20 protein-coding genes are annotated in these 20,335 nt (G+C 70.8%); 6 read left to right on the top strand and 14 right to left on the bottom strand.

The features are described from left to right. Positions 1–38: 38 nt before the first annotated feature. From B9B60_RS03720 to B9B60_RS03695, 6 genes are all read right to left on the bottom strand, one after another. A complete protein-coding gene (locus B9B60_RS03720; protein ID WP_084449937.1) occupies positions 39–1,493 on the bottom strand; it encodes a hypothetical protein in 1,455 nt (484 codons plus the stop codon). Then, complete coding sequence (locus tag B9B60_RS03715) at positions 1,486–1,725, bottom strand: hypothetical protein (protein ID WP_084449936.1); 240 nt, start codon at positions 1,723–1,725, stop codon at positions 1,486–1,488. Before B9B60_RS03715 ends, B9B60_RS03720 begins: the two co-directional genes overlap by 8 nt. A gap of 165 nt (positions 1,726–1,890) precedes the next feature. After that, a complete protein-coding gene (locus B9B60_RS03710; RefSeq protein ID WP_084449935.1) occupies positions 1,891–2,880 on the bottom strand; it encodes an o-succinylbenzoate synthase in 990 nt (329 codons plus the stop codon). After that, positions 2,877–3,284 carry a VOC family protein gene (locus B9B60_RS03705; RefSeq protein ID WP_084449934.1) on the bottom strand — a complete coding sequence of 136 codons (408 nt, stop codon included), beginning with the start codon at positions 3,282–3,284 and terminating at the stop codon, positions 2,877–2,879. Before B9B60_RS03705 ends, B9B60_RS03710 begins: the two co-directional genes overlap by 4 nt. Positions 3,285–3,293: 9 nt before the next feature. Continuing rightward, on the bottom strand, positions 3,294–4,286 hold the full coding sequence (locus B9B60_RS03700; protein ID WP_084449933.1) for a GTP pyrophosphokinase: 993 nt from the start codon (positions 4,284–4,286) through the stop codon (positions 3,294–3,296). 36 nt (positions 4,287–4,322) lie between these two features. Continuing rightward, a complete protein-coding gene (locus tag B9B60_RS03695; RefSeq protein WP_084449932.1) occupies positions 4,323–5,156 on the bottom strand; it encodes an oxidoreductase in 834 nt (277 codons plus the stop codon). 93 nt (positions 5,157–5,249) lie between these two features. Here B9B60_RS03695 and B9B60_RS03690 point away from each other — a divergent pair, with 93 nt between their 5' ends. From B9B60_RS03690 to radC, 4 genes are read left to right on the top strand one after another with little or no spacing between them, the layout of a single operon-like run. After that, entirely contained in the window at positions 5,250–6,671 is a 1,422-nt protein-coding gene (locus B9B60_RS03690) for a GntP family permease (protein WP_084449931.1), read from the top strand. A 44-nt stretch (positions 6,672–6,715) separates the two neighbouring features. Continuing rightward, the gene (locus B9B60_RS03685; protein ID WP_084449930.1) at positions 6,716–7,672 is read left to right on the top strand and encodes a 1,4-dihydroxy-2-naphthoyl-CoA synthase; all 957 of its coding nucleotides are present in this window, start codon (positions 6,716–6,718) and stop codon (positions 7,670–7,672) included. Then, positions 7,672–8,016, top strand: a complete 345-nt coding sequence (locus B9B60_RS03680; protein WP_200811147.1) for a DUF3024 domain-containing protein — start codon at positions 7,672–7,674, stop codon at positions 8,014–8,016. Before B9B60_RS03685 ends, B9B60_RS03680 begins: the two co-directional genes overlap by 1 nt. 53 nt (positions 8,017–8,069) lie before the next feature. Next, positions 8,070–8,726: a RadC family protein gene (gene radC, locus B9B60_RS03675; protein WP_234993724.1), complete on the top strand. Its 657-nt coding sequence runs from the start codon at positions 8,070–8,072 to the stop codon at positions 8,724–8,726. Here the strand turns inward: radC and B9B60_RS03670 are convergent. From B9B60_RS03670 to hsdR, 5 genes are read right to left on the bottom strand one after another with little or no spacing between them, the layout of a single operon-like run. Next, the gene (locus tag B9B60_RS03670) at positions 8,710–9,852 is read right to left on the bottom strand and encodes a restriction endonuclease subunit S (protein ID WP_084449929.1); all 1,143 of its coding nucleotides are present in this window, start codon (positions 9,850–9,852) and stop codon (positions 8,710–8,712) included. The genes radC and B9B60_RS03670 overlap by 17 nt on opposite strands. After that, the gene (locus B9B60_RS03665; protein ID WP_143445422.1) at positions 9,849–11,345 is read right to left on the bottom strand and encodes a class I SAM-dependent DNA methyltransferase; all 1,497 of its coding nucleotides are present in this window, start codon (positions 11,343–11,345) and stop codon (positions 9,849–9,851) included. Before B9B60_RS03665 ends, B9B60_RS03670 begins: the two co-directional genes overlap by 4 nt. Further along, positions 11,342–12,199 carry a nucleotidyl transferase AbiEii/AbiGii toxin family protein gene (locus tag B9B60_RS03660; protein ID WP_083545975.1) on the bottom strand — a complete coding sequence of 286 codons (858 nt, stop codon included), beginning with the start codon at positions 12,197–12,199 and terminating at the stop codon, positions 11,342–11,344. The genes B9B60_RS03665 and B9B60_RS03660 overlap by 4 nt, the downstream gene beginning before the upstream one ends. Further along, positions 12,196–12,792 carry a type IV toxin-antitoxin system AbiEi family antitoxin domain-containing protein gene (locus B9B60_RS03655; RefSeq protein WP_072623663.1) on the bottom strand — a complete coding sequence of 199 codons (597 nt, stop codon included), beginning with the start codon at positions 12,790–12,792 and terminating at the stop codon, positions 12,196–12,198. The genes B9B60_RS03660 and B9B60_RS03655 overlap by 4 nt, the downstream gene beginning before the upstream one ends. Before the next feature lie 49 nt (positions 12,793–12,841). Further along, complete coding sequence (gene hsdR / locus B9B60_RS03650) at positions 12,842–15,238, bottom strand: EcoAI/FtnUII family type I restriction enzme subunit R (protein WP_143445421.1); 2,397 nt, start codon at positions 15,236–15,238, stop codon at positions 12,842–12,844. 87 nt (positions 15,239–15,325) lie between these two features. On the opposite strand from hsdR, the gene menE reads away from it, so the two are divergent. Next, entirely contained in the window at positions 15,326–16,474 is a 1,149-nt protein-coding gene (gene menE, locus B9B60_RS03645) for an o-succinylbenzoate--CoA ligase (protein ID WP_407656452.1), read from the top strand. Between the two features lie 22 nt (positions 16,475–16,496). Next, entirely contained in the window at positions 16,497–17,387 is an 891-nt protein-coding gene (locus B9B60_RS03640; RefSeq protein WP_072623660.1) for a 1,4-dihydroxy-2-naphthoate polyprenyltransferase, read from the top strand. 113 nt (positions 17,388–17,500) lie between these two features. Here the strand turns inward: B9B60_RS03640 and B9B60_RS03635 are convergent, their stop codons facing one another. Genes B9B60_RS03635 through resB form a run of 3 tightly spaced genes read right to left on the bottom strand, consistent with a single transcriptional unit; the run spans position 17,501 to position 20,327 of the window. Next, the gene (locus tag B9B60_RS03635) at positions 17,501–17,818 is read right to left on the bottom strand and encodes a DUF4229 domain-containing protein (protein WP_084449927.1); all 318 of its coding nucleotides are present in this window, start codon (positions 17,816–17,818) and stop codon (positions 17,501–17,503) included. Positions 17,819–17,826: 8 nt separating this feature from the next. Next, on the bottom strand, positions 17,827–18,795 hold the full coding sequence (gene ccsB, locus B9B60_RS03630) for a c-type cytochrome biogenesis protein CcsB (RefSeq protein ID WP_226282933.1): 969 nt from the start codon (positions 18,793–18,795) through the stop codon (positions 17,827–17,829). After that, entirely contained in the window at positions 18,792–20,327 is a 1,536-nt protein-coding gene (resB, locus tag B9B60_RS03625; protein WP_234993723.1) for a cytochrome c biogenesis protein ResB, read from the bottom strand. Before resB ends, ccsB begins: the two co-directional genes overlap by 4 nt. Between the last annotated feature and the right edge of the window lie 8 nt (positions 20,328–20,335).

The raw sequence follows: 20,335 nt of genomic DNA, 5'->3' as shown, positions 1-20,335 counted from the left end.
CTGCCACTGGAGCCCGCCGGGCCCGACGACGACGGCGCTCATCGGCGCACGACGTCGTAGTCGGTGGTGACCGTCGTGGCCAGCGGCGACCCGACGAAGGGAGCCGCCCCGCCGCGCCAGGCCTGCACCGACGGGTCGTCGCTCGCGTCGACCTCACGGGCGGTGTCGACGTAGGCCGCGTTGTCGTGCGCCTGCGACGACCGACCATCGGCCCCGAGGTCGTCGGCGAGCGACCTCTCGACGGTGACCCAGTCGCGGCGGTCGGGGTTGTCATCACCCTCGAGACCGGGCACGAGGTCCTCGTCGTGCTCGAGGCTGAGCACGCTGACCCCCTCCGGCACGGCGAGCGCGGCGACGGGCGCTCCCGAGGTGACGACGTGGGTGACTCGGTGGCGGGAGCGGAAGGTCGGGTCAGCGGCGAGCGCCGCCGCCGTGAGCCCTCCCTGGCTGTGCCCGGTGAGCATGACCCGGCTCGCGCTGCTCGTGTCGCCCGCGCGTCGCCGGGCGTCGTCGAGGGCACGGGCGACCGCCTGCATGATGAGCGGGCGCCGGCCGGCGACGAGCAGGGCGTTGCTCGTCATGTCCCACGGGTTGTCGCCCGCCCGGGGGCCGAAGGTCTGCGTGCCCGGGACGTCGACGACCCAGCTCCAGCTGCCGTCGGGCCCCTGGATACCGGTGACCCGCACGCGGGAGCCTCCCGAGGTGGGGCCGTGGTTGGAGACCAGGTCGGCGACACCCGTGGGTGGTCGACCCGCGGCCGACGGCCGCGGGCTCACGGTGACGGACCTGCCCGACTCGTCGAGGGCGACGCCACGGGTCGCGGCGAGCACGACGCCGAGCGCGTCGCGCTGGTCGCGCGGCGGGTAGGGCACCCCCGCGGCACCGCTGCGCCACGCGAGCAGCACCCCGAGCGCGGGCAGGCCCTCGCCGAGGCCGATGAGCAGCCCGTCGAGACCGTCGGCGGCTGCCGGGACGAGCCACGGGTGGTCGAAGAGGATCTCGTCGACCTCCTGCCCCAGCCCGAGGCCGATCGCGACGGCCGCGTCGCGCCCGGCGGGGGTCGACAGCACGACGGCCGCCACGGGCGCGACGGCAACCGCGGCCCCGAGGACGGTCGGCGCGACGGACCGGCCGACCCAGCGACCCACCTCGGTCGCGACGCCGTCGGCGAGGGCCTCGACGGCCTGCTCGCCCTCGCGGTAGGCCCGGACCGCGGCCCGTGTCGCCACACCCGTGGCGGCGACGTCGACCGCCAGACCCGCGGCTCCGGTGGGCCCGACGCAGGTCAGGACGGCGCGCTGCACGGCGAGGTACTCCAGCGGCGCCGTGAGCGCCGCGAGCTGCAGTCTCGGGTCGAGTCCGACGAGGCCCACGGCGACGGCGACCTCACCGACCTCTGTCGCGACCCGCCCCAGCCCGTCGGCCGCGGCCTCGAGCTCGTCGAGCGCCACCGACAGTCCCCCGACGCCACCGCTGACCCGGATCTCAGCCACGGCCGATCACCTCGATCGGCCAGTCACCGACGGTGATGTCGACGTCGCCGAGCAGGTCGAGCCGCCGGCTCGCGGCCGCCTCGAGGTCCCGGACCAGACCGGCCGCCTCGCGCAGCCGACGAGCGAGCGCCTGCAGGTCGCTCGAGTGCTCGCCGACCCGGTCGCGATGGAGCGTGGCCGCCTCGCCGCGCCAGGTCGTCGACGTGGCGACGCGCGCCAGGGTGGCGCACACGTCGACGCCCCGCCGCCCGCTCGAGACGGGCCGCGACGTCGGTGAGGTCGACGGGGGTGAGGGTCGGGATCTCCATGCCCGAAGCCAACCGGCTGACGGGGCGGGAGGGACCCCCTTCGTCGTGGCTGTGGACCGTGGGGCCCACGCCACCGGGTGTGTGGACCGTCAGCCGCGCGCCGCGTGGGCGGCCCGGACCCGCTCGCGCCACCAGGCCGCCCGCTCCGGCGGCGCGGCGTGCGCCGCCAGCCGGTCGGGGTCGACGACGACGTCACGCACCCCCAGCGCACCGGAGACCGGCACCATCGGGTCGGCGGTGACGTCGGCGGTGAGCAGGGCGCCGGTGCCCAGTCCGCAGGCGTGCTCGAGCCGTGGGAGGGCCGCGGCGAGGGCGACGCCCGCGCGCAGCCCGATGCTGGAGTCGATGGCCGAGGAGACGACCGCGGGCAGCCCGCAGTCCTCGACGATCCGCAGGGCGGAGCGGACCCCGCCGAGCGGCGCGACCTTGACGACCACGACGTCGGCGGCGCCGAGCCGGGCGACCTCGAGGGGGTCCTCCGCCTTGCGGATCGACTCGTCGGCCGCGACCGGCACCGCCAGCCCGCGGCGGGCCAGCTCGACCCGCAGCCGGGCGAGGTCGCGGACGCCGGCGCACGGCTGCTCGACGTACTCCAGACCGAAGGGGGCGAGCGCCGCCACCGCGTCGACGGCTTCGGTGAGCGACCAGCCGCCGTTGGCGTCGACGCGCACCCGGGCGTCGGCGCCCATGACGTCGCGGACGGCCGCGACCCGGTCGAGGTCGTCGGCGAGCGCCTGCCCGCGCTCGGCGACCTTGACCTTGGCGGTCGTGCAGCCGTCGTAGCGGGCGAGCACCCCGGCCACCTGCTCAGCGGCCACCGCGGGGACCGTGGCGTTGACCGGCACCTCGGTCCGCAGCGGGGTCGGCCACCCGTCCCACGCCGCCTCGATCGTGGCGTCGAGCCAGCGGGCGGCTTCGGGCGGGGCGTACTCGACGAAGGGGGCGAACTCCGCCCAGCCGGCCGGTCCCTCCACGAGGGCGACCTCGCGCTCGGCCACCCCACGAAACCGGGTGGCGAGCGGCAGGACGACGACGTGCAGCCCGTCGAGCAGCTCGTCGACCGTGACGGCCGGGGTCATCGGTCGCGGCTGGAGAGCACGCAGAACTCGTTGCCCTCCGGGTCGGCGAGCACCGTCCACGTCACCTCGTCGTCGTCCTGACCGACGGCGGCGCGGGTGGCTCCCTTCGCCAGCAGTGCCTCGATCTCCGCGTCACGGTCCTGGCCGATGTGCGGGGCGAGGTCGATGTGCAGCCGGTTCTTGACGCTCTTGCCCTCGGGCACCGGGACGAAGCTGAGCATCGTGCGGCGGGCCAACCAGGTGGCCGTCTCGTCGACGGGGTCGGGGCTGGCCTCCGGCGGGAGCACCTCGCACTCGTGCTCGTCCTCGTAGCCGATCCGCCACCCGAGGACGTCGGCCCACCACCGGGCCAGGGCCCGGTGGTCCCGGGCGTCGACGGTCAGCGAGTACAGGTGCAGGGCCATGCCCCGACGTTAGTCCGGGAGACGAGCCAGCCGGGCACGCAGCAGGGCGAGCCGGTGGGCATTGCCGTGGAGCGCGATGTAGCGCTCGCCGTAGACCGACAGCAGGGCGTCGTCGAGGCGGCGCACCGCACCGGGCGGGTAGCGGTAGCCCATGTGGTGGTCGATGGCGGGGACGTCGACCTCGCGCAGCACCTCGCGCAGCTCGGACAGCGAGCTGATGCCGAGCTCGAGCAGCAGGCCGCTGATCCACGCGTAGTGGTCGGTGCGTGACCAGCCGGCATCGGTGAACTGCCCGGCGAGGAAGGCCGCGAGGTCGGTCGGGCTGATCCGCGGGTCGTCGTCGTCGCCGTCGGCCGGCGAGGTCAGCTCGTCGCGGTGCCGGTCACGGATCGCGGAGAACTGCTGGTCGGCCAGCTCGAGCAGACCGGCGGCGAGGGTGAAGCGACGGTCGAAGTCGGGGGCGTGCTCGGCCGAGACCGAGCCCTTGTAGCGCACGTCGTGCTCGAACTCCGCCCACGCGTGCTGGAGCACCGTGCGGATCTGCACCGACGCGGGCCGCTCGGGCGGGATGCCCGGCTCGTCCCGGTCCTCGCCCAGACCCACGAGGAGGTGCCGGCTGGAGTAGCCGAAGCGGCCGGCCGCCGCCGTCTCCTGGCCCATGTCGCGGTCCTCGTGGACCTCGAGCTGCGAGGAGAGCAGCTGCGCGACCGCGTCGACGTCGGCGAGGACATAGGTGACGACCCGCACCCCGACCTGGTCGGTGATGTCGGTGAGCGGCTTGGGGTGGGCCATCCGACCACCCGGCAGGCGGCGAGCGGCCTTGCCCGCGAAGGACTCGACCGACTTCGTCCGCCCGGTGACGGTCAGGTAGTTGATACCGGCGTCGTCGAGCAACCGGGTGACGAGCGTGACGTAGGCGTCGGTGACGCCGCGCAGCTCCTCGAAGCTCGCGGCGTACCGCTGGACTGCCCGGCGCACCCGGGTCGACTGCGTGGTCGCCATGGGGACAGCCTGCCTCAGTCGGGCCCGCGCGCGACGTCAGCGACGGTGGGTGCCGAACATGCGCCCCATCACCGCATCCATCACCGGGCTGGGCACGACCTTGGTCGCCGCGACCATCGCCCGGGCGGAGGCGGGCACCTGGTAGCGGCTGCGCGGCCGGCGCGCCGTCGCCGCGTGCACGATCGCGTCGACGACGACGTCGACCTCGGCTGCGTCGGCGCCGAACATCCTCTCGTGCGCCCGGGCCATCCGGCGCGCCTGGCCGGCATAGGCCCCCGATCCGGAGTACTCGGCGAGCGAGTCCGCCGCGATGTCGCCGAACTCGGTGCGGATCGCCCCCGGCTCGATGATCGCCACGCGCACGCCGTGCGGCGCCAGCTCCATCCGCATCGCGTCGCTGAGAGCCTCCACCGCGTACTTGCTCGCGTGGTACCAGCCGCCGAGCGGCTCGCTGACGTGGCCGGCGACGGACGCGATGTTGATGATCCGTCCGGCGCCGGCAGCGCGCATGTGCGGCAGCACGAGCTGGCTCATCCGCGACAGCCCGAGCACGTTGACCTCGAGCTGACGCCGGGCCACCTCGACCGGGACGTCCTCGACCGCACCGAAGACCGAGTAGCCGGCATTGTTGACGAGGACGTCGATGCGGCCGTGCTCGGCGACGACGTCGTCGACGAGGGTCACCATCGAGTCGTCGTCGCTCACGTCGACGACGTGCGGGGTCACCCCCTTCGTGCGGAGGGACTCGAGGCGCTCGAGGCGCCGGGCGGCCCCGACGACGGTCCACCCCGCCTCGGCGAGGGCGACGGCGGCGGCCTCGCCGATGCCCGAGGAGGCACCGGTGACCAGGGCGACGTGGGAGTCGGTCATGGCTCCATCAGACGCGAAGGGGGGTCGACGGCGCCACCTCGGGTCGTGGACCGAAGGTGTGACCGTGCTCACGGACGCGTAGGGTCGTCTGCCGTGGACATCGCACTGACGCTCGTCGCGATCGCCCTGGCGATCGTGCTCATCCTCCGCTTCAAGGTCGACCCGGTGATCTCGCTGATCATCTCGTCGGTCTTCCTCGGCCTGTCGGCGGGGGTGGGGCCGGCCGACACCGTCGCGGCGATCACGACCGGCTTCGGCGAGATCATGGGCGAGGTCGGTCTGCTCATCGGCTTCGGCGTGCTCATCGGCTCGCTCCTGCAGGCGACGGGCACCTTCCGGGCGCTCGTGGAGATCATCGCCCGCCGGGTCGGCCGCAAGCTCCCCTATGCGATGACCGCCGCCCTGTCGGCGATCTTCCCCTCGATCTACGTCGACGTGCAGGTCGTCCTCGCCTCGCCGATGGCCCGCCAGGCGGCACCGGTCGTCGACCGCCGCAAGGGCCTGCCGTGGCTCGCCGGCGCCATCGGCATCGGCATCTTCGCCGGCTACGTCTTCGTCGTGCCGGGTCTGGCCGCGGTCGCCGTCGCCGGCCAGCTGAAGCTCCCGCTCGGCGAGTACCTGATCTTCGGTGCGCCGATCGGCATCGCCACCGCGCTGCTCACCACCTTCCTCTTCCGCCTGCTGCTGCAGACCCGCTTCTGGGACGAGCGCACCGACGTCGACCCCGACGAGGAGGAGCACCCCGACAACCCTGGCCACGCCGCCTACCTCGCCCGCGGGGACCTCGGGCACGAGGGCACGGGCAGCTCCGCCGACGCCGACCTGGACGACCCGGACGCCGTGCCCGAGCAGGCGCTTCGTCTGCCGCTGCTGCTGCGCCTCACCCCGATCCTCGTGCCGCTCGTGCTCATCGCCTTCGGCGCCTTCATGGACCTTTTCGATGCGAGCAATGCGGCCATCGCCTTCGTCGGCGATGCCAACATCGCGCTCTTCATCGGCCTGCTCATCGCCTTCGTCATCGGCCGCTCGACGCTGGGCTCCGACGGCACCGAGCACGCCCTCTCGGGCGGCTTCCGCACGACCGGCGAGATCCTGCTCATCACCGGCATCGGCGGCTCGCTCGGCGCGGTCATCACCGAGACCGGCCTCGACAAGACGCTCGAGGGCCTCTTCTCCGCCGACGCCGGCGCACCGGTGCTCATCACCGTGCTGCTCGCGTGGTTCATCGCGGCCCTGCTGCACTTCGCCATCGGCTCGGTGTCGGTGGGGGCGATCACCGCCTCCGGCATCATCGGCCCGGTCGTCGCCTCGACCGGTGTCGCGCCGGTCGTCGTCGCGCTCGCCATCGCCTCGGGCGCGATGTTCGCGCTGCACGTCAACAGCAACTTCTTCTGGATGTTCAAGAGCCTGCTCGGCCTGTCGACCAAGGGCGCGCTCAAGACGCTCACCCTGGCGACCTCGCTCGGCGCCGTCGTCTCGCTGCCGATGGTCCTGCTCGTCAGCCTCGTCGCCTGACGGGGGCGGCCCCCTTCGTCCTCGCGGTGGTTAGGCTCGCCCCCGTGAGCGCACTGGACGACGTCAGCGAGACCTTCGACCCGCAGGCCTGGGAGGTGGTCCCCGGCTTCGAGGACCTCACCGACCTGACCTACCACCGCGCCAAGGACGTCGGCTGCGTGCGCATCGCCTTCGACCGTCCGGAGATCCTCAACGCCTTCCGGCCGCACACCGTCGACGAGCTCTACCGCACCCTCGACCACGCCCGCCGCACCCCCGACGTCGGCGTCGTCCTGCTCACGGGCAACGGCCCGACCCCGCGCGAGGGCAGCAGCGCGACGACCGAGGGCTGGGCCTTCTGCACCGGCGGCGACCAGCGCATCCGCGGCCGCTCGGGCTACCAGTACGCCGCCGACCCCGGTGGCGACGACTCCGCGGCCGGCATCGACGAGCGTCGGGTCAAGGCCGAAGGGGGGCGCCTCCACATCCTCGAGGTCCAGCGCCTCATCCGCACCATGCCCAAGGTCGTCATCGCACTGGTCGGCGGCTGGGCCGCCGGCGGCGGGCACTCGCTGCACGTCGTGTGCGACATGACCCTCGCCAGCCAGCACGCCCGCTTCAAGCAGACCGACGCAGACGTCGGCTCCTTCGACGGCGGCTACGGCAGCGCCTACCTCGCAAAGATGGTGGGGCAGAAGCGCGCTCGCGAGATCTTCTTCCTCGGCCGGGCCTACACCGGCCAGGAGATGTACGAGATGGGCGCGGTCAACGCCGTCGTCGAGCACGCCGAGCTCGAGACCGAGGCGCTGCAGATGGCCCGCGAGATCATGGCCAAGTCCCCCACCGCGATCCGGATGCTCAAGTTCGCCTTCAACCTCACCGACGACGGCCTCATGGGCCAGCAGGTCTTCGCCGGCGAGGCGACCCGTCTGGCGTACATGACCGACGAGGCGGTCGAGGGTCGCGACCAGTTCCTCGAGAAGCGTGACCCGGACTGGTCGCCCTTCCCCTGGTACTTCTGATGGGCGGAGTACTGCTGCCCGAGACCGACCTGCGCCGGATCGCGGCGTACTGCGGGGAGAAGTGGCCGGTGCGGTTCGCCGACGAGGTCCGGGCCGAGCACCACGTGCGGGGCCGCCACGTCACCATCTGCGAGACGCGCGCTCCCTGGGACGGCGAAGGGGACTGGACCCACCAACCCCTGGCTCAGCTGCGGTACGTCCCCGAAGAGCGGCGGTGGACGCTGCACTGGCCTGATCGCAACAGTCGCTGGCACGAGTACCGCGAGGGCACGGTCTTCAGCGGCTCGGCAGCCGAGCTGTTGGCCGAGATCGACGAGGACCCCACCAGCATCTTCTGGGGCTGAGGCCCTGTGGATGGCGCGGGCCGCGTCGTCGCCGACTGCTCTAGCGTCGACGGGTGCCCGATGACCGCCTGACCTCCGACCAGCCGCGCGAGCGGCTCATGGCACTCGGGGCGGGCGCGCTGTCGGATGCGGAGCTCGTCGCGGTCCACCTCGGCACGGGGCGGCAGGGCGAAGGGGTGATGGCCCTGGCTCGGTCGCTGCTGACCGAGTGGGGCGGCGTCGGCGGGCTGGCGCGGGCAGACGTCGACGAGCTGTCACGGACGCCCGGCGTAGGACCCGCCAAGGCCTGCCGACTCGTGGCGGCCTTCGCCTTGGCCGATCGGATCACCCCTCACGAAGGCGCGGCGGTGACCACCTCGGCAGACATCGCCACGATCGCGGCGACCCGGATCGGCCGAGCGCGGACCGAACGGGTGCTGCTGGTGCTGCTCGACGGTCGTAACCGGGTCCGTCGCATCGAGACCGTCGCGAGCGGTGGTGCCACCAGCAGCCTGGTACCGGTCCGCGAAGTGCTGTCGATCGCCTTGCGTCACGACGCCGTGTCGGTCGCCGTGGCACACAATCATCCCGGTGGCGGGACCGAGCCCAGCGCCGAGGACGTCGCCGTCACGCGGCGACTGGGTCTCGCGTGCGGCGAGGTCGGCCTGCGCTTCCTCGACCACGTCATCGTCGCGGGAGATCGGTGGTGCAGCGTCACCGCATCGCGGTGAAGATCTCGTTGCGGGCGGCGGGGAGTAGCCCCTTCTTCAATGCAGTCATCTCGTTGGACAACTCGTGAGCTCGCACGAACCGGTCCCTGAGGGCATCGAGACGACCGACAAGGCTCCGCGGAGCGCGTCGAACATCGGGCACTTGCATCGCGAGCAGTGTCTTCAAGCTGAGTCTCGGCAGGTGGAGTTGGTTGGTTGCCGCCACAGACTGATCCAGTACATGAGCGCTGCGCAGAAGATGCCCCAAGAGGTCCGGGTCGACGCCATCCACTGGATCCAACACGAATTGCTCCACCGAGCACAGCCCAATCCGGTCTGCGACCCACACCTTGTTGAGGTATGGACGAAGGTATCCATAGGTCAGCTGACCCGGGCGGAACAGAAACTTCCGGCCCGACTCCTCGCCAATGGCGCGCGAACCATGCCGGATTCCGGAATGCGAGTGCACATGCTCCAGACCAACAAATTCAGCAGCTCCTTGCAATGGATCACCGGGGTGGACCGTCTCGGGGGCCACGGAGGCCAACTCGCCGACGGTCGTCATGGGCAATTCCGCAGCGATAATGGCCGCCGCTGACGCTCGGGGAAGGACGGTCATAGGAAACTTGCCCGCATGCGACTCCATCGACCTGCTGATCGACTGGACCCAGTCCAGGTGGGCGGCGATGCGGCGTTGCTCGTCGATGGGCGGGAGGGGGATCGTCAGGTTCTCGAAGAGCTTCTTGCCGAGCGTCCGGTTCCGCACCTGCGTGCCGGGACTCGCATATCGCAGCTGTTCGAGGCCTCGGTCGCTGACGAAGTAGTGAGCCAAGTACCGGACATCGACTCGATCTGTCGTGGGCACGTAGGGAAGGAATCTGTTGGAAGCGACGTAGTTCGCCTCGGCCTCGGACGTCACTGCAACGGCGGCTTCCCACGCTTGGATGTTGCTGAGCATCAGCGACCCCACAGGGAAGGTGAAGTACCGAAGGCTGCCCATCTCGGTGCCGGCGACTTCTGGGCGGTGAAGAATCCCCCGGCCCCACGAATAGATGCCAATACGCTTGTACGACTCCGTCAGCGCCACCTCGATCGGTGTCCGCTGCAGCTCCAGCACGTCACCGACGCGCACCCACTCAATGTTCACAGCGCGAAGTCCTTGATCTCCCGCTCCAGCTGCTCGAGCAGGGTGAGCATCTCGCGCTCGGTCTCGATGAGCTCGGCGATCAGCTCCGCCGGCGGACGGTGCGTCAGGTCATCGGGCCGGTTCGGGTTGCGCAGGTCGAGGTTGTAGCCGGACTCGAAGATCTCCGCGACGGGCACCTGCCAGGCCCGCTCGGTCTCCCTTCGCCCCTCTCGCTCACGTCCCCCCCACCACGCGGCGCATTCGGCGAACTCGTCATACGCAAGCGGCTTGGTCTTCGTGTAGTTCTTGCGCCCCTCGGGCAACGGGTGCTCGTAGAACCAGACGTGGTCCTGCTGCGTGCCGCGGTCGAAGAAGAGCACATTGCTCGGGATGAGCGTGTACGGCGCGAACACGCCGTTGGGCAGGCGTAGCACGGTGTGGAGGTTGTAGTCCTTCATCAGCGCCTTCTTCACCCGGGCGCCGATGCCCTGGTCGAAGAGCACCGAGTTCGGCACGACGATGGCGCACCGCCCCTTCTTCGTGTCCAGGCGCGCCAGGACGGCCTGCAGGAAGAGCCACACCGTCTCGGCCGTCCGGAGCCCGCTCGGGAAATTGCCCTGAACCCCCTTTTCCTCCTCCCCACCGAAGGGCGGGTTGGTGAGGACGACGTCCACCCCGTCGTTGCGCATCTCGGCGATGGTGACGTCCAGGGCATTGGTCTGCACGACCGAAGGGCGGTCGATGCCGTGAAGCAGGAAGTTCATCTGCGCGAGCAGGTACGGCATCGACTTCTTCTCCGTGCCGCGGATCCCCTCCTGGACTGCCTCGAGCTGACGGGTGGTGGTTGCCTGCCGGCTCATGTGGTCGAAGGCCTCCACGAGGAACCCCCCGGTGCCCATGGCCGGGTCCAAGACCACCTCGCCCGGTTGCGGGTCGACCATCTCGGTCATGAAGCGCACGAGCGGGCGCGGCGTGTAGAACTCGCCCGAATCACCGGCGGCATCCCGCATCTCCTTGAGCATCGACTCGTAGAGGTGGGCCATGGTGTGGATGTCGTCCGCGTTGGCGAAGTCGATCTTGTCGAGCTGGGCGACGAGATCTGCCAGCAGATACCCGCTGTGCATCCGGTTGGCGATGTACTGGAAGATCTGCGCCACGGTGTCCTTGGGGTCACCGGCGCGGCCCGAACCCCGCAGCTCGCGCAGATGCGGAAGCAGCTGCACGTCGACGAAGGTGAGCAGGGCCGGTCCAGTCAGGTCTCCCTGCGTCCACTCGCACCACCGGTACCGGCCCACCACTGCCGGGACGTATTCGGGGTCCTTCATCTGGCGCTCCACCTCGACCTCGTCGAGGGCCCGCAGGAAGAGCAGCCACGCCAGTTGTGGCAACCGGTCGAGCTCACCGTTGAGACCGGCGTCCTTGCGCATGATGTTGCGCGACTCCTTGATCACCGACTGGAGTCGCGCACGGGTCGTCGGCGGCTGGCTGGACTTCTTGGTCCGGGGAGGGGTCACGCGGAGGTTCCTTCGTCATCGATGGCAGAGGCATAAAGGGTGGCCACCAGATCATGCGCGGCCGACAGGGAGAGGTCGGGCGGCCCATGGCCCCCGAGGAGCCGGGCCATGTCGTCGGCCCAGGTGGGCGGTGGCGAAGGGAGCGACGCCGGCGGCTGGGTCCGATCGCGAACGCTCCACACGACTGCCAACCGCGTGCCGAGACGCCGGGCGTCGACCAGCAGTCCCGCATCGATGAGCAGGACGAGGTCGACGAGATCCTTGACCCGGGAGGACGGGCGGCCGCCGGCGTACAGCCGCGAGTAGGCATGCAGCTTTTCTGCTGCGTGCTGGTAGACGTCCACGGCCGTGACGGCGACGGCCCCGCACGCCGGCGCCGCGATCGGGGCGCGGACCTCGATCAGCTCGGTCGCTCCCTCGACCTCGTCGAGCTGACCGACGAGGTCGAGCTTGATGTGAGCGAAGTGGGCACCGTCGACCAGCGCCTCGACGGGAACACGCCACGCCGGGCTGGTCGCCCCTTCGCCACGCAGCCTGCGTGGCGCTGCGGCACGGAAGGAGAACCCGTCATCGAAGTCACCACGCAAGGCGCCCTCGAGCGCATCAAGCAGGTCATCGGGATCGGACGCAAGAGCCAGCCAGCCCACGAGATCGATGTCCTGGGTGGTGCGGGCAACCTGTCCCAGGCGCACTTCCAAGCAGTACCCACCTTTGAGGACCAAGCCATGGGGAGCCAAGCGTGCGAGGAGTCGCTGGAAGACCAGCCCACGGCGCAGACGCTGCGGGTCCTCGGCGCGATCGTGGGCAGCGACTCGAATCCGATCGCCCAGGCCCTGGGCGCGTGGCGATGTCACCCGGCCCCGATCCGGGCAAGGACGTCCGGGAGGCGCTCCGCGGCCCGTCCGCCGCGGGACGTCGCACCCGAGGTCAGACGCCTCGGGGTCACCAGCCCGCGCTCGAGTGCGTCGGCGACGGCGTCCTCGACGAACTCGAGCGGAGTGTCTGATCCGGCGACGTCGATCAGGGTGCGCAGGGGCGCGGTCACCCGCCACCCGGGGCGCTGCTCGATGTCATCGCTCGGCACCTCACCCCGATGCAGCACCACGGCGCTGTCGGACGCACGGAAGTCCGCCGGGACCGTCAGGTGGACCTGGGCGGGGTTGACGTCGGACAGGTCGTGGGCAGTCAGGGCCGACTCGTGGGACACCACCCCGCACCCACGGGACCAGACCGACCAACGGGCGTAGGCGTCGGTCGCCTCGCTGGGCCACCCCGGCAGCCGGAAAAGGGCCCGCTGCACACGCACCCAGTTGCCGTGGTCGGCGTGGTACTTCTGCGCTTGGTAGGAGTACCCGACCTCGAGGGCCTGAGCAGCCGTGAAGTAGCCAGCCTGCTGGAAGGCGAGCGCGCTCAGCTGCTGACGCAGATCCTGTCGAGAGCCGGGCACCGACGCAGCCTATCACCGTCGAAACTCAACGAAATCTTTAGTTTTGCGCTCACGCCGACTCGTCCGTGTACAGCCACTCCTGCAGCTCGTCGATCGCAGCATGCATGTCCGCCGGGTCGCCAAAGGCCCCGGCGATCTCTCGCACCGTGCCCAAGGGGACGATCTCGGGCAGGCGCAGCCGCTCCGGCGAGGAGACCTCGTCGATGCCCCGCTCCGCGTAGACGTCGAGCAGCCGCGTCAGCACCTCTCGCGCCAGCTGGGAGCGCCGCTCGAGATCGGCGTGGTGACGCTCTCGCACCCGCCGCGCCCTCTCGGCTCGCGTCCGCGAGGGCAGGCCCCACGCGAGCTGGACGAGGAAGTCGAACGGATCCACGTCCCCTTCGCCGACCGGCAGCAGCGCGTCGACCTCGATGCCCTCGTCCTCGAGGAGGGTCAGCACTTCATCGCGCGACGGCCTCCGTGACCACTGGCGCGCCAGGTCGCTGGGCGTCGGCGCCACCCGGCGGACCACGCCCGCGACGAACTCGCCGTACTCGGTCAACCGCAGCTTTCCGCTGGAGTGGTCGACCACATGGAGCGACTCGGAGACCACCGAGAAGCCCCCCTCGTCGACGACGAAGGTCGGCCTGCCCTGATGCTCAGGGTCGTGGTCGGGCGACGGCGGACCTCCAACGTCCGGGTCGCCCGGGTTGTGCACGACGAATGGAGGCTCGGGCTCGTGCACGGCGGCATCGCCCCCTTCGTCGCTACCGCCGCCCTCCAGCGGCGGGTCGCAGATGATTCGCACGGGATAACCATCGAAGTCAGGGTCCTCGAAGTGCCGCGTCGCCCCGACGAAGTCGACGATCTCGAAGGACGTCTTGTCCTTGTCCGGGTACAGGCGAGTGCCACGCCCCACGATCTGCTTGAACTCCACGATCGACCCGACGGCGCGGAAGATCACGACGTACTTGAGATCGGGCACGTCGATGCCCGTCGACAGCAGCCGGGACGTCGTCGCCACGACCGGCGAGTCCTGCCGCGGGTCGCAGAAGGCCTCCAGGAGGCGGGTCTTCTCCCCTTCGACACCGACGATGCGTACTGCCCACTCCGGGTCGGCCGCCACCAGATCCGGGTTGGCGTTGACCAACGCCTGACGCATGTCGTCGGCGTGCTGGGCGTCGACGCAGAAGATCATCGTCCGGGCCGTGGGGTCAGCGCGCAGCAGGTCGGAGATGTAGGCCGCCGCCAGATCCGTGCGCGCCAGCAGGCGGAGCAGCCGCTCGAAGTCCCGGGTGGTGTAGACGCCCTGCGGGATCTCGCGGCCGAAGCGGTCCACCTGCCCGGGCGTCGGCTCCCAACCGTCAGCATCGGGACTCAGCGTGACCCGTCGCACGCGGTAGGGGGCGAGATAGCCCTCCTCGATGCCCTGCCGCAGCGAGTACGTGAAGACGGGATCGCCGAAGTACCGGTAGGTGTCGACCGTGTCGTCCTGCTTCGGCGTGGCCGTCAGGCCGAGCTGGATCGCCCCGCCGAAGTGGTCGAGGATCCGGCGCCACGACGAGTTCTCCGAGGCGCTCCCACGGTGGCACTCGTCGACGATGACGAGATCGAAGAAGTCCGACCGGTACTCGTCGAGTCGGTCTTCGTCACCCTGCACCAGGGACTGATAGGTCGCGAAGTAGACCTCGCGATTGAGGTTGGCCGTGCCCCCCACCCGGAAGAGCGGCTCCCCACCGAAGGCCACCCGGAAGGTCTTGTCCATGGGATCGGCGACCAGCGCGTCGCGGTCTGCGAGGTAGAGGACCCGGTAGTTGCGCTCGGGGGTGACGACCCGCGCATGCTCCCGCACCAGATGCACGATCTGCATGGCGGTGAAGGTCTTGCCCGTGCCCGTGGCCATGAGGAGCAGAACCCGGCGCTCACCTCGAGCGATCTCGGTGAGCACCCGGCGGATCGCGACGGCCTGGTACCAGCGGGGCTCCTGCACATCTCCTGAGGCCAGCCTCTGCTGCCGGTTGAAGCCACGCGCCTGCAGGTCTGCTCCACCAGGGTCGAGGTCGTGCAGCCGAACGAAGCTCGACCACGCTTCCGGCGGAGTAGCAAATCCGTCGACACGACGCTCATGGCCCGAGACCATGTCCCGCTCGATGATCTCTGCACCGTTGGTGGAGTACGCGAGCGGCACGTCGAGCTGCTGCGCGTACCGCACCGCCTGCTGCAGGCCGTCCGACGCCGATCGGTAGGCGCGCTTGGCCTCGACCACAGCCACGGGTACCTGGTCGACCTCGAGCACGTAGTCGACGAAGCCGTCACCCAGCTCTCGCCTGCGCCGCCCCAGCCGCAGGCTCCTGGTCGCCTTGACCGGGTACTGCTCTCGGATGTCCGCCGGGTCCCACCCGGAGGAGTGCAGCGCCGGCACGACGACGTCCCGACACGTCTCGCTCTCCAGAGGCCCCTGACTCATGAGGTCAATCTACGAGCGGAGTCAAGATTTCCACCGAGGACCTCGGGTGGCCGAGCACGCCAGCGACGATGGGAGAGGATGAGTCCCGTGCCGATCACCCCCCTCCCCCTCCCCGCCGGCCTGGCCGCGCTCGACGCGCTGCCCGCGCTCGAGCAGGCACTGACCGGCACCGCGCCGATCCACCCGCACGCGCCCGGCGAGACCCCGAGCCTGCCCGAGGGCGAGCTGCCCGCCGACCTGGCCGTCGCCATCGCGACCTCCGGCTCGACCGGCACGCCGAAGCTCTCGCTGCTCACCGCCGCCAACCTCATCGCGAGCGCCGAGGCGACCGCGCAGCGGCTCGGCGGGCACGGCCAGTGGCTGCTCGCGTTGCCGGCGCACCACATCGCCGGCCTGCAGGTGCTGCTGCGCAGCATCGCCGCCGGCACGACACCGGTGGCGCTGGACCCGTCGGGGGTCACCCCCTTCGCGCTGGTGGAGGCGACGGCCGGCATGCACGCCGAGCGGCGCTACACCTCGCTCGTGCCGACCCTGCTCGCCCGGCTCGTCGACGACCCGCTCGGGCTCGAGGCGCTGCGACGCTTCGACGCGATCCTCGTGGGCGGGGCCGCCACTCCCGCAGCGCTGCTCGACCGTGCGCGGTCGGAGGGCGTGCGCGTGGTGACCACCTATGGCATGTCCGAGACCGGCGGTGGTTGCGTCTATAACGGCCAGCCGTTGCAGGGCGTCGCGGTGCGCACCGACGCCGCCGGTGCCCTCGAGATCGGTGGCCCGGTCGTCGCCCACGGCTACCTCGGCGCGGACACCGGCGCCTTCCGCAGCGAAGGGGGCCAGCGCTGGTTCCGCACCGGCGACCTCGGCAGCGTCGACGACAAGGGTCGGGTGAGCGTCACCGGCCGCGCCGACGACCTCATCAACACCGGCGGCCTCAAGATCGCGCCCCGCCTCGTCGAGGAAGCCGTCCTCGCCCACGTGCCCGCCGTGACCGAGGCGGTCGTCGTCGGCGTCCCCGACCCCGAGTGGGGCCAGGCCGTCGCGCTCGTCGCGGTCACCTCGCCCGGCGGCCCGCCGGTCGGCCCGGTCCCCGACGCCGGGGTCGGCGAGATCCGCGAGATGCTGCGGCCCCACCTCGAGTCCGCCGCGCTCCCCCGCCGCGTGCTCGTCGTGCCCGAGCTGCCGATGCGGGGGCCGGGCAAGCCGGACCGTGCCGCCGTGGCGCGTCTGCTCGGGGGCTGACCGCCTCGTAGGATCGCCTCTCGTGGCCACCATCAAGCAGTGGGTCGCCGGCGCCCGTCCGCGAACCCTCCCCGCAGCACTCGCCCCCGTCATCGTCGGCACCGCCGCCGCAGCAGCCAACCGGGACGTCGAGGAGGGGACGAAGGGGGCCAACCTCGGCCTGGCACTGCTGGCCCTGATCGTCTCGTGCTGCCTGCAGGTCGGCGTCAACTACGCCAACGACTACAGCGACGGCATCCGTGGCACCGACGAGGAGCGGGTCGGTCCGGTGCGGCTGGTCGGCCAGCGCCTCGCCGACCCGGCCAACGTCAAGCTCATGGCCTTCACCTTCTTCGGCATCGGCGCCTTCGTCGGGTTCGCGCTCGTCGCGCTCAGCCAGGCGTGGATCATGATCCCCATCGGTGCCTTGGCGATCCTCGCGGCCTGGCGCTACACCGGCGGCGACAACCCCTACGGCTACCGCGGCCTCGGCGAGGTCTACGTCTTCATCTTCTTCGGGCTCGTCGCGACGCTCGGCACGCAGTACACCCAGATCGGCTCGATCACCGCGGTCGGTGTGCTCGGCGCGATCGGCGTCGGCGCCCTCGCCAGCGCGATCCTCGTCGCCAACAACCTGCGCGACATCCCCACCGACTCGGTGACCGGCAAGACCACGCTCGCGGTCCGGCTCGGTGACACGCGCACCCGTCAGCTCTACCTCGGGCTCTTCGGCGTGACGATCCTGTGCACCCTGCTCATGGCGATCTGGCGCCCGTGGGCCCCGATCGGCCTGCTGGGCCTGGTCATCGCCTGGCCCGGGATCCAGGCGGTGCGCTCCGGCGCGACCGGCAAGGCACTCATCCCGGCCCTCGGGCTCACCGGCTTCGCCGAGCTGATGTGGGCGATCTGGCTCTTCGCGCCGCTCGCGCGCTGACCCCCCTTCGGCACTCCGCAAGAGAAACTGCCCCTTGGCAAGAGTTTGAAACTCTTGCCAAGGGGCAGTTTCTCGGGTGACCCGGAAATCGTGGGGCGAGCGAGGTCCCGACCTCAGCGGAAGGTCTCGGGCTCCTCGGCCTCGGACCCGGTCTCGGCCTTGCCCTCGCTCGATCCCCGGCCGTCCTCGACGGCCTCGTCGGTGTCGGGGCGGGCGGCCCGGGCGCGGGCCTTGGCCTCCTGGCGGTCCTGGATCTGCTGGACCATCTCGGCGCGGAAGGGCTTGAGCACGACCATCGAGATGAGCATCGAGGCGATCGCCGCGGTGACGACGAGCCAGGGCAGCTCGGTGGGCTCGCGCAGGCCGACGAGCCACAGGGCCGCGAGGCAGCCGAAGAAGATCATCAGGCGGAGCAGGGTGTAGCGGACCATGTAGTGCCTCACTGGGCGTAGCTGTGCATGCCGATGAAGTAGAAGTTCACGACCGTGTAGTTGATGATGATGCACACGAAGCCCGCGATGGCGATCCAGTTCGCCGTGCGACGTGGGGTGTTCTTCGTCGCGCGGGCGTGCAGGTAGGCGGCGTAGACCGTCCAGATGACGAAGGTCCACACCTCCTTGGGGTCCCAGGTCCAGTACGCGCCCCAGGCCTCGCGGGCCCAGATGGCGCCGGCGATGAGGGTGAAGGTCCACAGCGGGAAGCCGATGATGTGCAGGGAGTAGGAGAACCTCTCCAGCGCCGGAGCTGACGGCAGCTTGCGCCAGAACCGCTCGCCACCGACCTCGCGGTCGCTGAGCAGGTAGAGCCCGCTGACGATGGCGCCGACGGTGAGGACACCGACGGCGAGGGTGGCGACGGTCACGTGGATCGGCAGCCAGTAGGACTGCAGCGAGGGCACGACCTCGTCGGCCTCGACGTACCAGGAGGTCGAGGCGATCATGAGCAGCAGCACCACGAAGGCCGTGACGAAGACCCCGAGCCAGCGCAGGTCACGCCGCGACTTGGCCACGCTGAACGTCGCCATGGCGAAGAAGGCTGCGCCGATGCTGAACTCGAAGAGGTTGCCCAGGGGGAATCGGTCCACCGCGAACCCCCGCAGCGCGAACGACAGCAGCAGGAACCCCGCACCGAGCCACGAGAGGGAGCCGGCGACACCGGCGGCCTTGCGCGCCCGCATCGGGGTCTCCACAGCGGTCGCGGTGCCGGTCTCGGCGGGTGCGTCGCCCCCTTCGTCCGTGGCAGGAGCGCCCACAGCAGCAGGGACTTTGGCTGCCACCTCGTCGCGCTCGCGCACCGGCACCGCCTGCGCGAGGTACAGGGCGTAGCCGAGCATCGCCACGGTGATCACCAGCGCGGCCGCGGCCAGCGAGTAGTTGGCGTACTGGGCCAGCATCGCGTTCGTCATCATGTCCTCGATTCTCCCACGAGCTCGTCGCGGATCTCCTGGACCACCCCGGGGATGCCCTCGTCGTCGTCCTTGCTCATACCAGCGACCTCCACCCGCACGACCTCGCCCACCTGGACGAGACGCACGAAGACGCGGCGGCGCTTGATGGTCAGGGTCGTGATCAGGCCAGCCAGCGCAGCGAGCGCCGACCACAGGGTCAGCCCCTTACCCGGGTCGTGCCGCACGGAGAGGCCGGCGAAGCGCTCCACCCCGTCGAAGCTGATCGTGCCGCGCCCGTCGGGCAGCTTGGCCCCCTCGCCGGGCTCCAGCCACAGCCGCAGCTGGTCGGTGCCGTCGGCATTCTCGACCTTGGCCATGGAGTCGGTGTCGAGCGTGAAGACCGACTGCGGCGCCCCGCCGGGGTAGAGCTCGCCGGTGTACATGCTGAGCGCGAGCGCCGGGCTGCGGGTGTCGGGGAAGACCGAGATCGGGCCCTGGTCGGGGTCGATGTAGGAGGTCGGCAGGAAGAGCCCCATGAAGCCGAACTGCTCCGGCGAGGCGGCCCCGACCTTGATCGCGCCGGTCGAGCGGTAGTTGCCGTCCTGCGCGAGGAAGGGGGTGGCCCCCGAGTACAGGACCTTGCCGTCGGCGTCCTTGACGGTGACGACAGGCGCGTAGCCGTTGCCGAGGAGGAAGACGGTCGCGTCCTCCATCTCGAGGGGGTGGTTGACCTTGATGACGTCGCTGAACTCATCGCCGTCGGCGGTCGTGCCCGTGACGTGCGCCTCGAAGTCGCGCGGTTGCCCGAAGGTCTGCGTCCCGGGCTCGCGGTCGTTGAAGTCCGCGGTCATCTTCGTGACCGTCATGCCGAAGGGGGCGAGGTCCGACTCGTCGACGAGCGGCCCCGGCGCGAAGGTGTCGTAACGCGTCACGGTGTTGACGAAGGAGTCCCCGGCGGGGACGACGATATCGGCCTTCCAGCCCCACAGGTGCCCGACGGCGACGCCGATGATCAGCGTGACGAGGGCGGTGTGGAAGACGAGGTTGCCCGTCTCCTTGAGGTAGCCGGTCTCGGCGGAGACGGAGGCGTCGTCGTGGCTGGCGACGCGGTAGCGCCGCCGGCGCAGCACGCGGGTCGCGGCCTCGCGCACCTCGGCGAGGTCGCCCTCGACCTCGCCGGCGGCGTGGGCCTCGAGCCGTGCGAGCCGCTTGGGCGCACGAGGAGGCTTGTTGCGCATGGCCTTCCAGTGCACGGCGGTGCGCGGGACGATGCACCCGATGAGCGAGATGAAGAGCAGCAGGTAGATCGCGGAGAACCACGGCGAGCTGTAGACCTCGAAGGCGCCGAGCTTGTCGAGCCACGGCCCGGTCGTCTCGTGCCGGGAGATCCAGTCCTCGGTGCGTGCCGGGTCGATGCTGCGCTGGGGGAAGACCGAGCCGGGGACGGCGCCGATGGCGAGGAGCAGCAGCAGGAAGAGCGCCGTGCGCATGCTCGTCAGCTGCCGCCAGCCCCACCGCAGGTAACCGACGACGCCGAGCCGGGGTTGGGTCACGGTGGACC

It is taken from the genome of Janibacter indicus (assembly GCF_900176385.1).
Taxonomy (GTDB): Bacteria; Actinomycetota; Actinomycetes; order Actinomycetales; family Dermatophilaceae; genus Janibacter; species Janibacter indicus.
This window is presented reverse-complemented; position numbering and strand designations above follow the sequence as displayed.

What these genes read in the sequence shown, in the direction of transcription:
- hsdR (WP_143445421.1), bottom strand. Translation starts at nt 15,238, where the DNA reads ATGAGTCAGGGGCCTCTGGAGAGCGAGACGTGTCGGGACGTCGTCGTG.
- B9B60_RS03705 (WP_084449934.1), bottom strand. Translation starts at nt 3,284, where the DNA reads ATGGCCCTGCACCTGTACTCGCTGACCGTCGACGCCCGGGACCACCGG.
- ccsB (WP_226282933.1), bottom strand. Translation starts at nt 18,795, where the DNA reads ATGATGACGAACGCGATGCTGGCCCAGTACGCCAACTACTCGCTGGCC.
- B9B60_RS03635 (WP_084449927.1), bottom strand. Translation starts at nt 17,818, where the DNA reads ATGGTCCGCTACACCCTGCTCCGCCTGATGATCTTCTTCGGCTGCCTC.
- B9B60_RS03680 (WP_200811147.1), top strand. Translation starts at nt 7,672, where the DNA reads ATGGGCGGAGTACTGCTGCCCGAGACCGACCTGCGCCGGATCGCGGCG.
- B9B60_RS03700 (WP_084449933.1), bottom strand. Translation starts at nt 4,286, where the DNA reads ATGGCGACCACGCAGTCGACCCGGGTGCGCCGGGCAGTCCAGCGGTAC.
- B9B60_RS03710 (WP_084449935.1), bottom strand. Translation starts at nt 2,880, where the DNA reads ATGACCCCGGCCGTCACGGTCGACGAGCTGCTCGACGGGCTGCACGTC.
- B9B60_RS03695 (WP_084449932.1), bottom strand. Translation starts at nt 5,156, where the DNA reads ATGACCGACTCCCACGTCGCCCTGGTCACCGGTGCCTCCTCGGGCATC.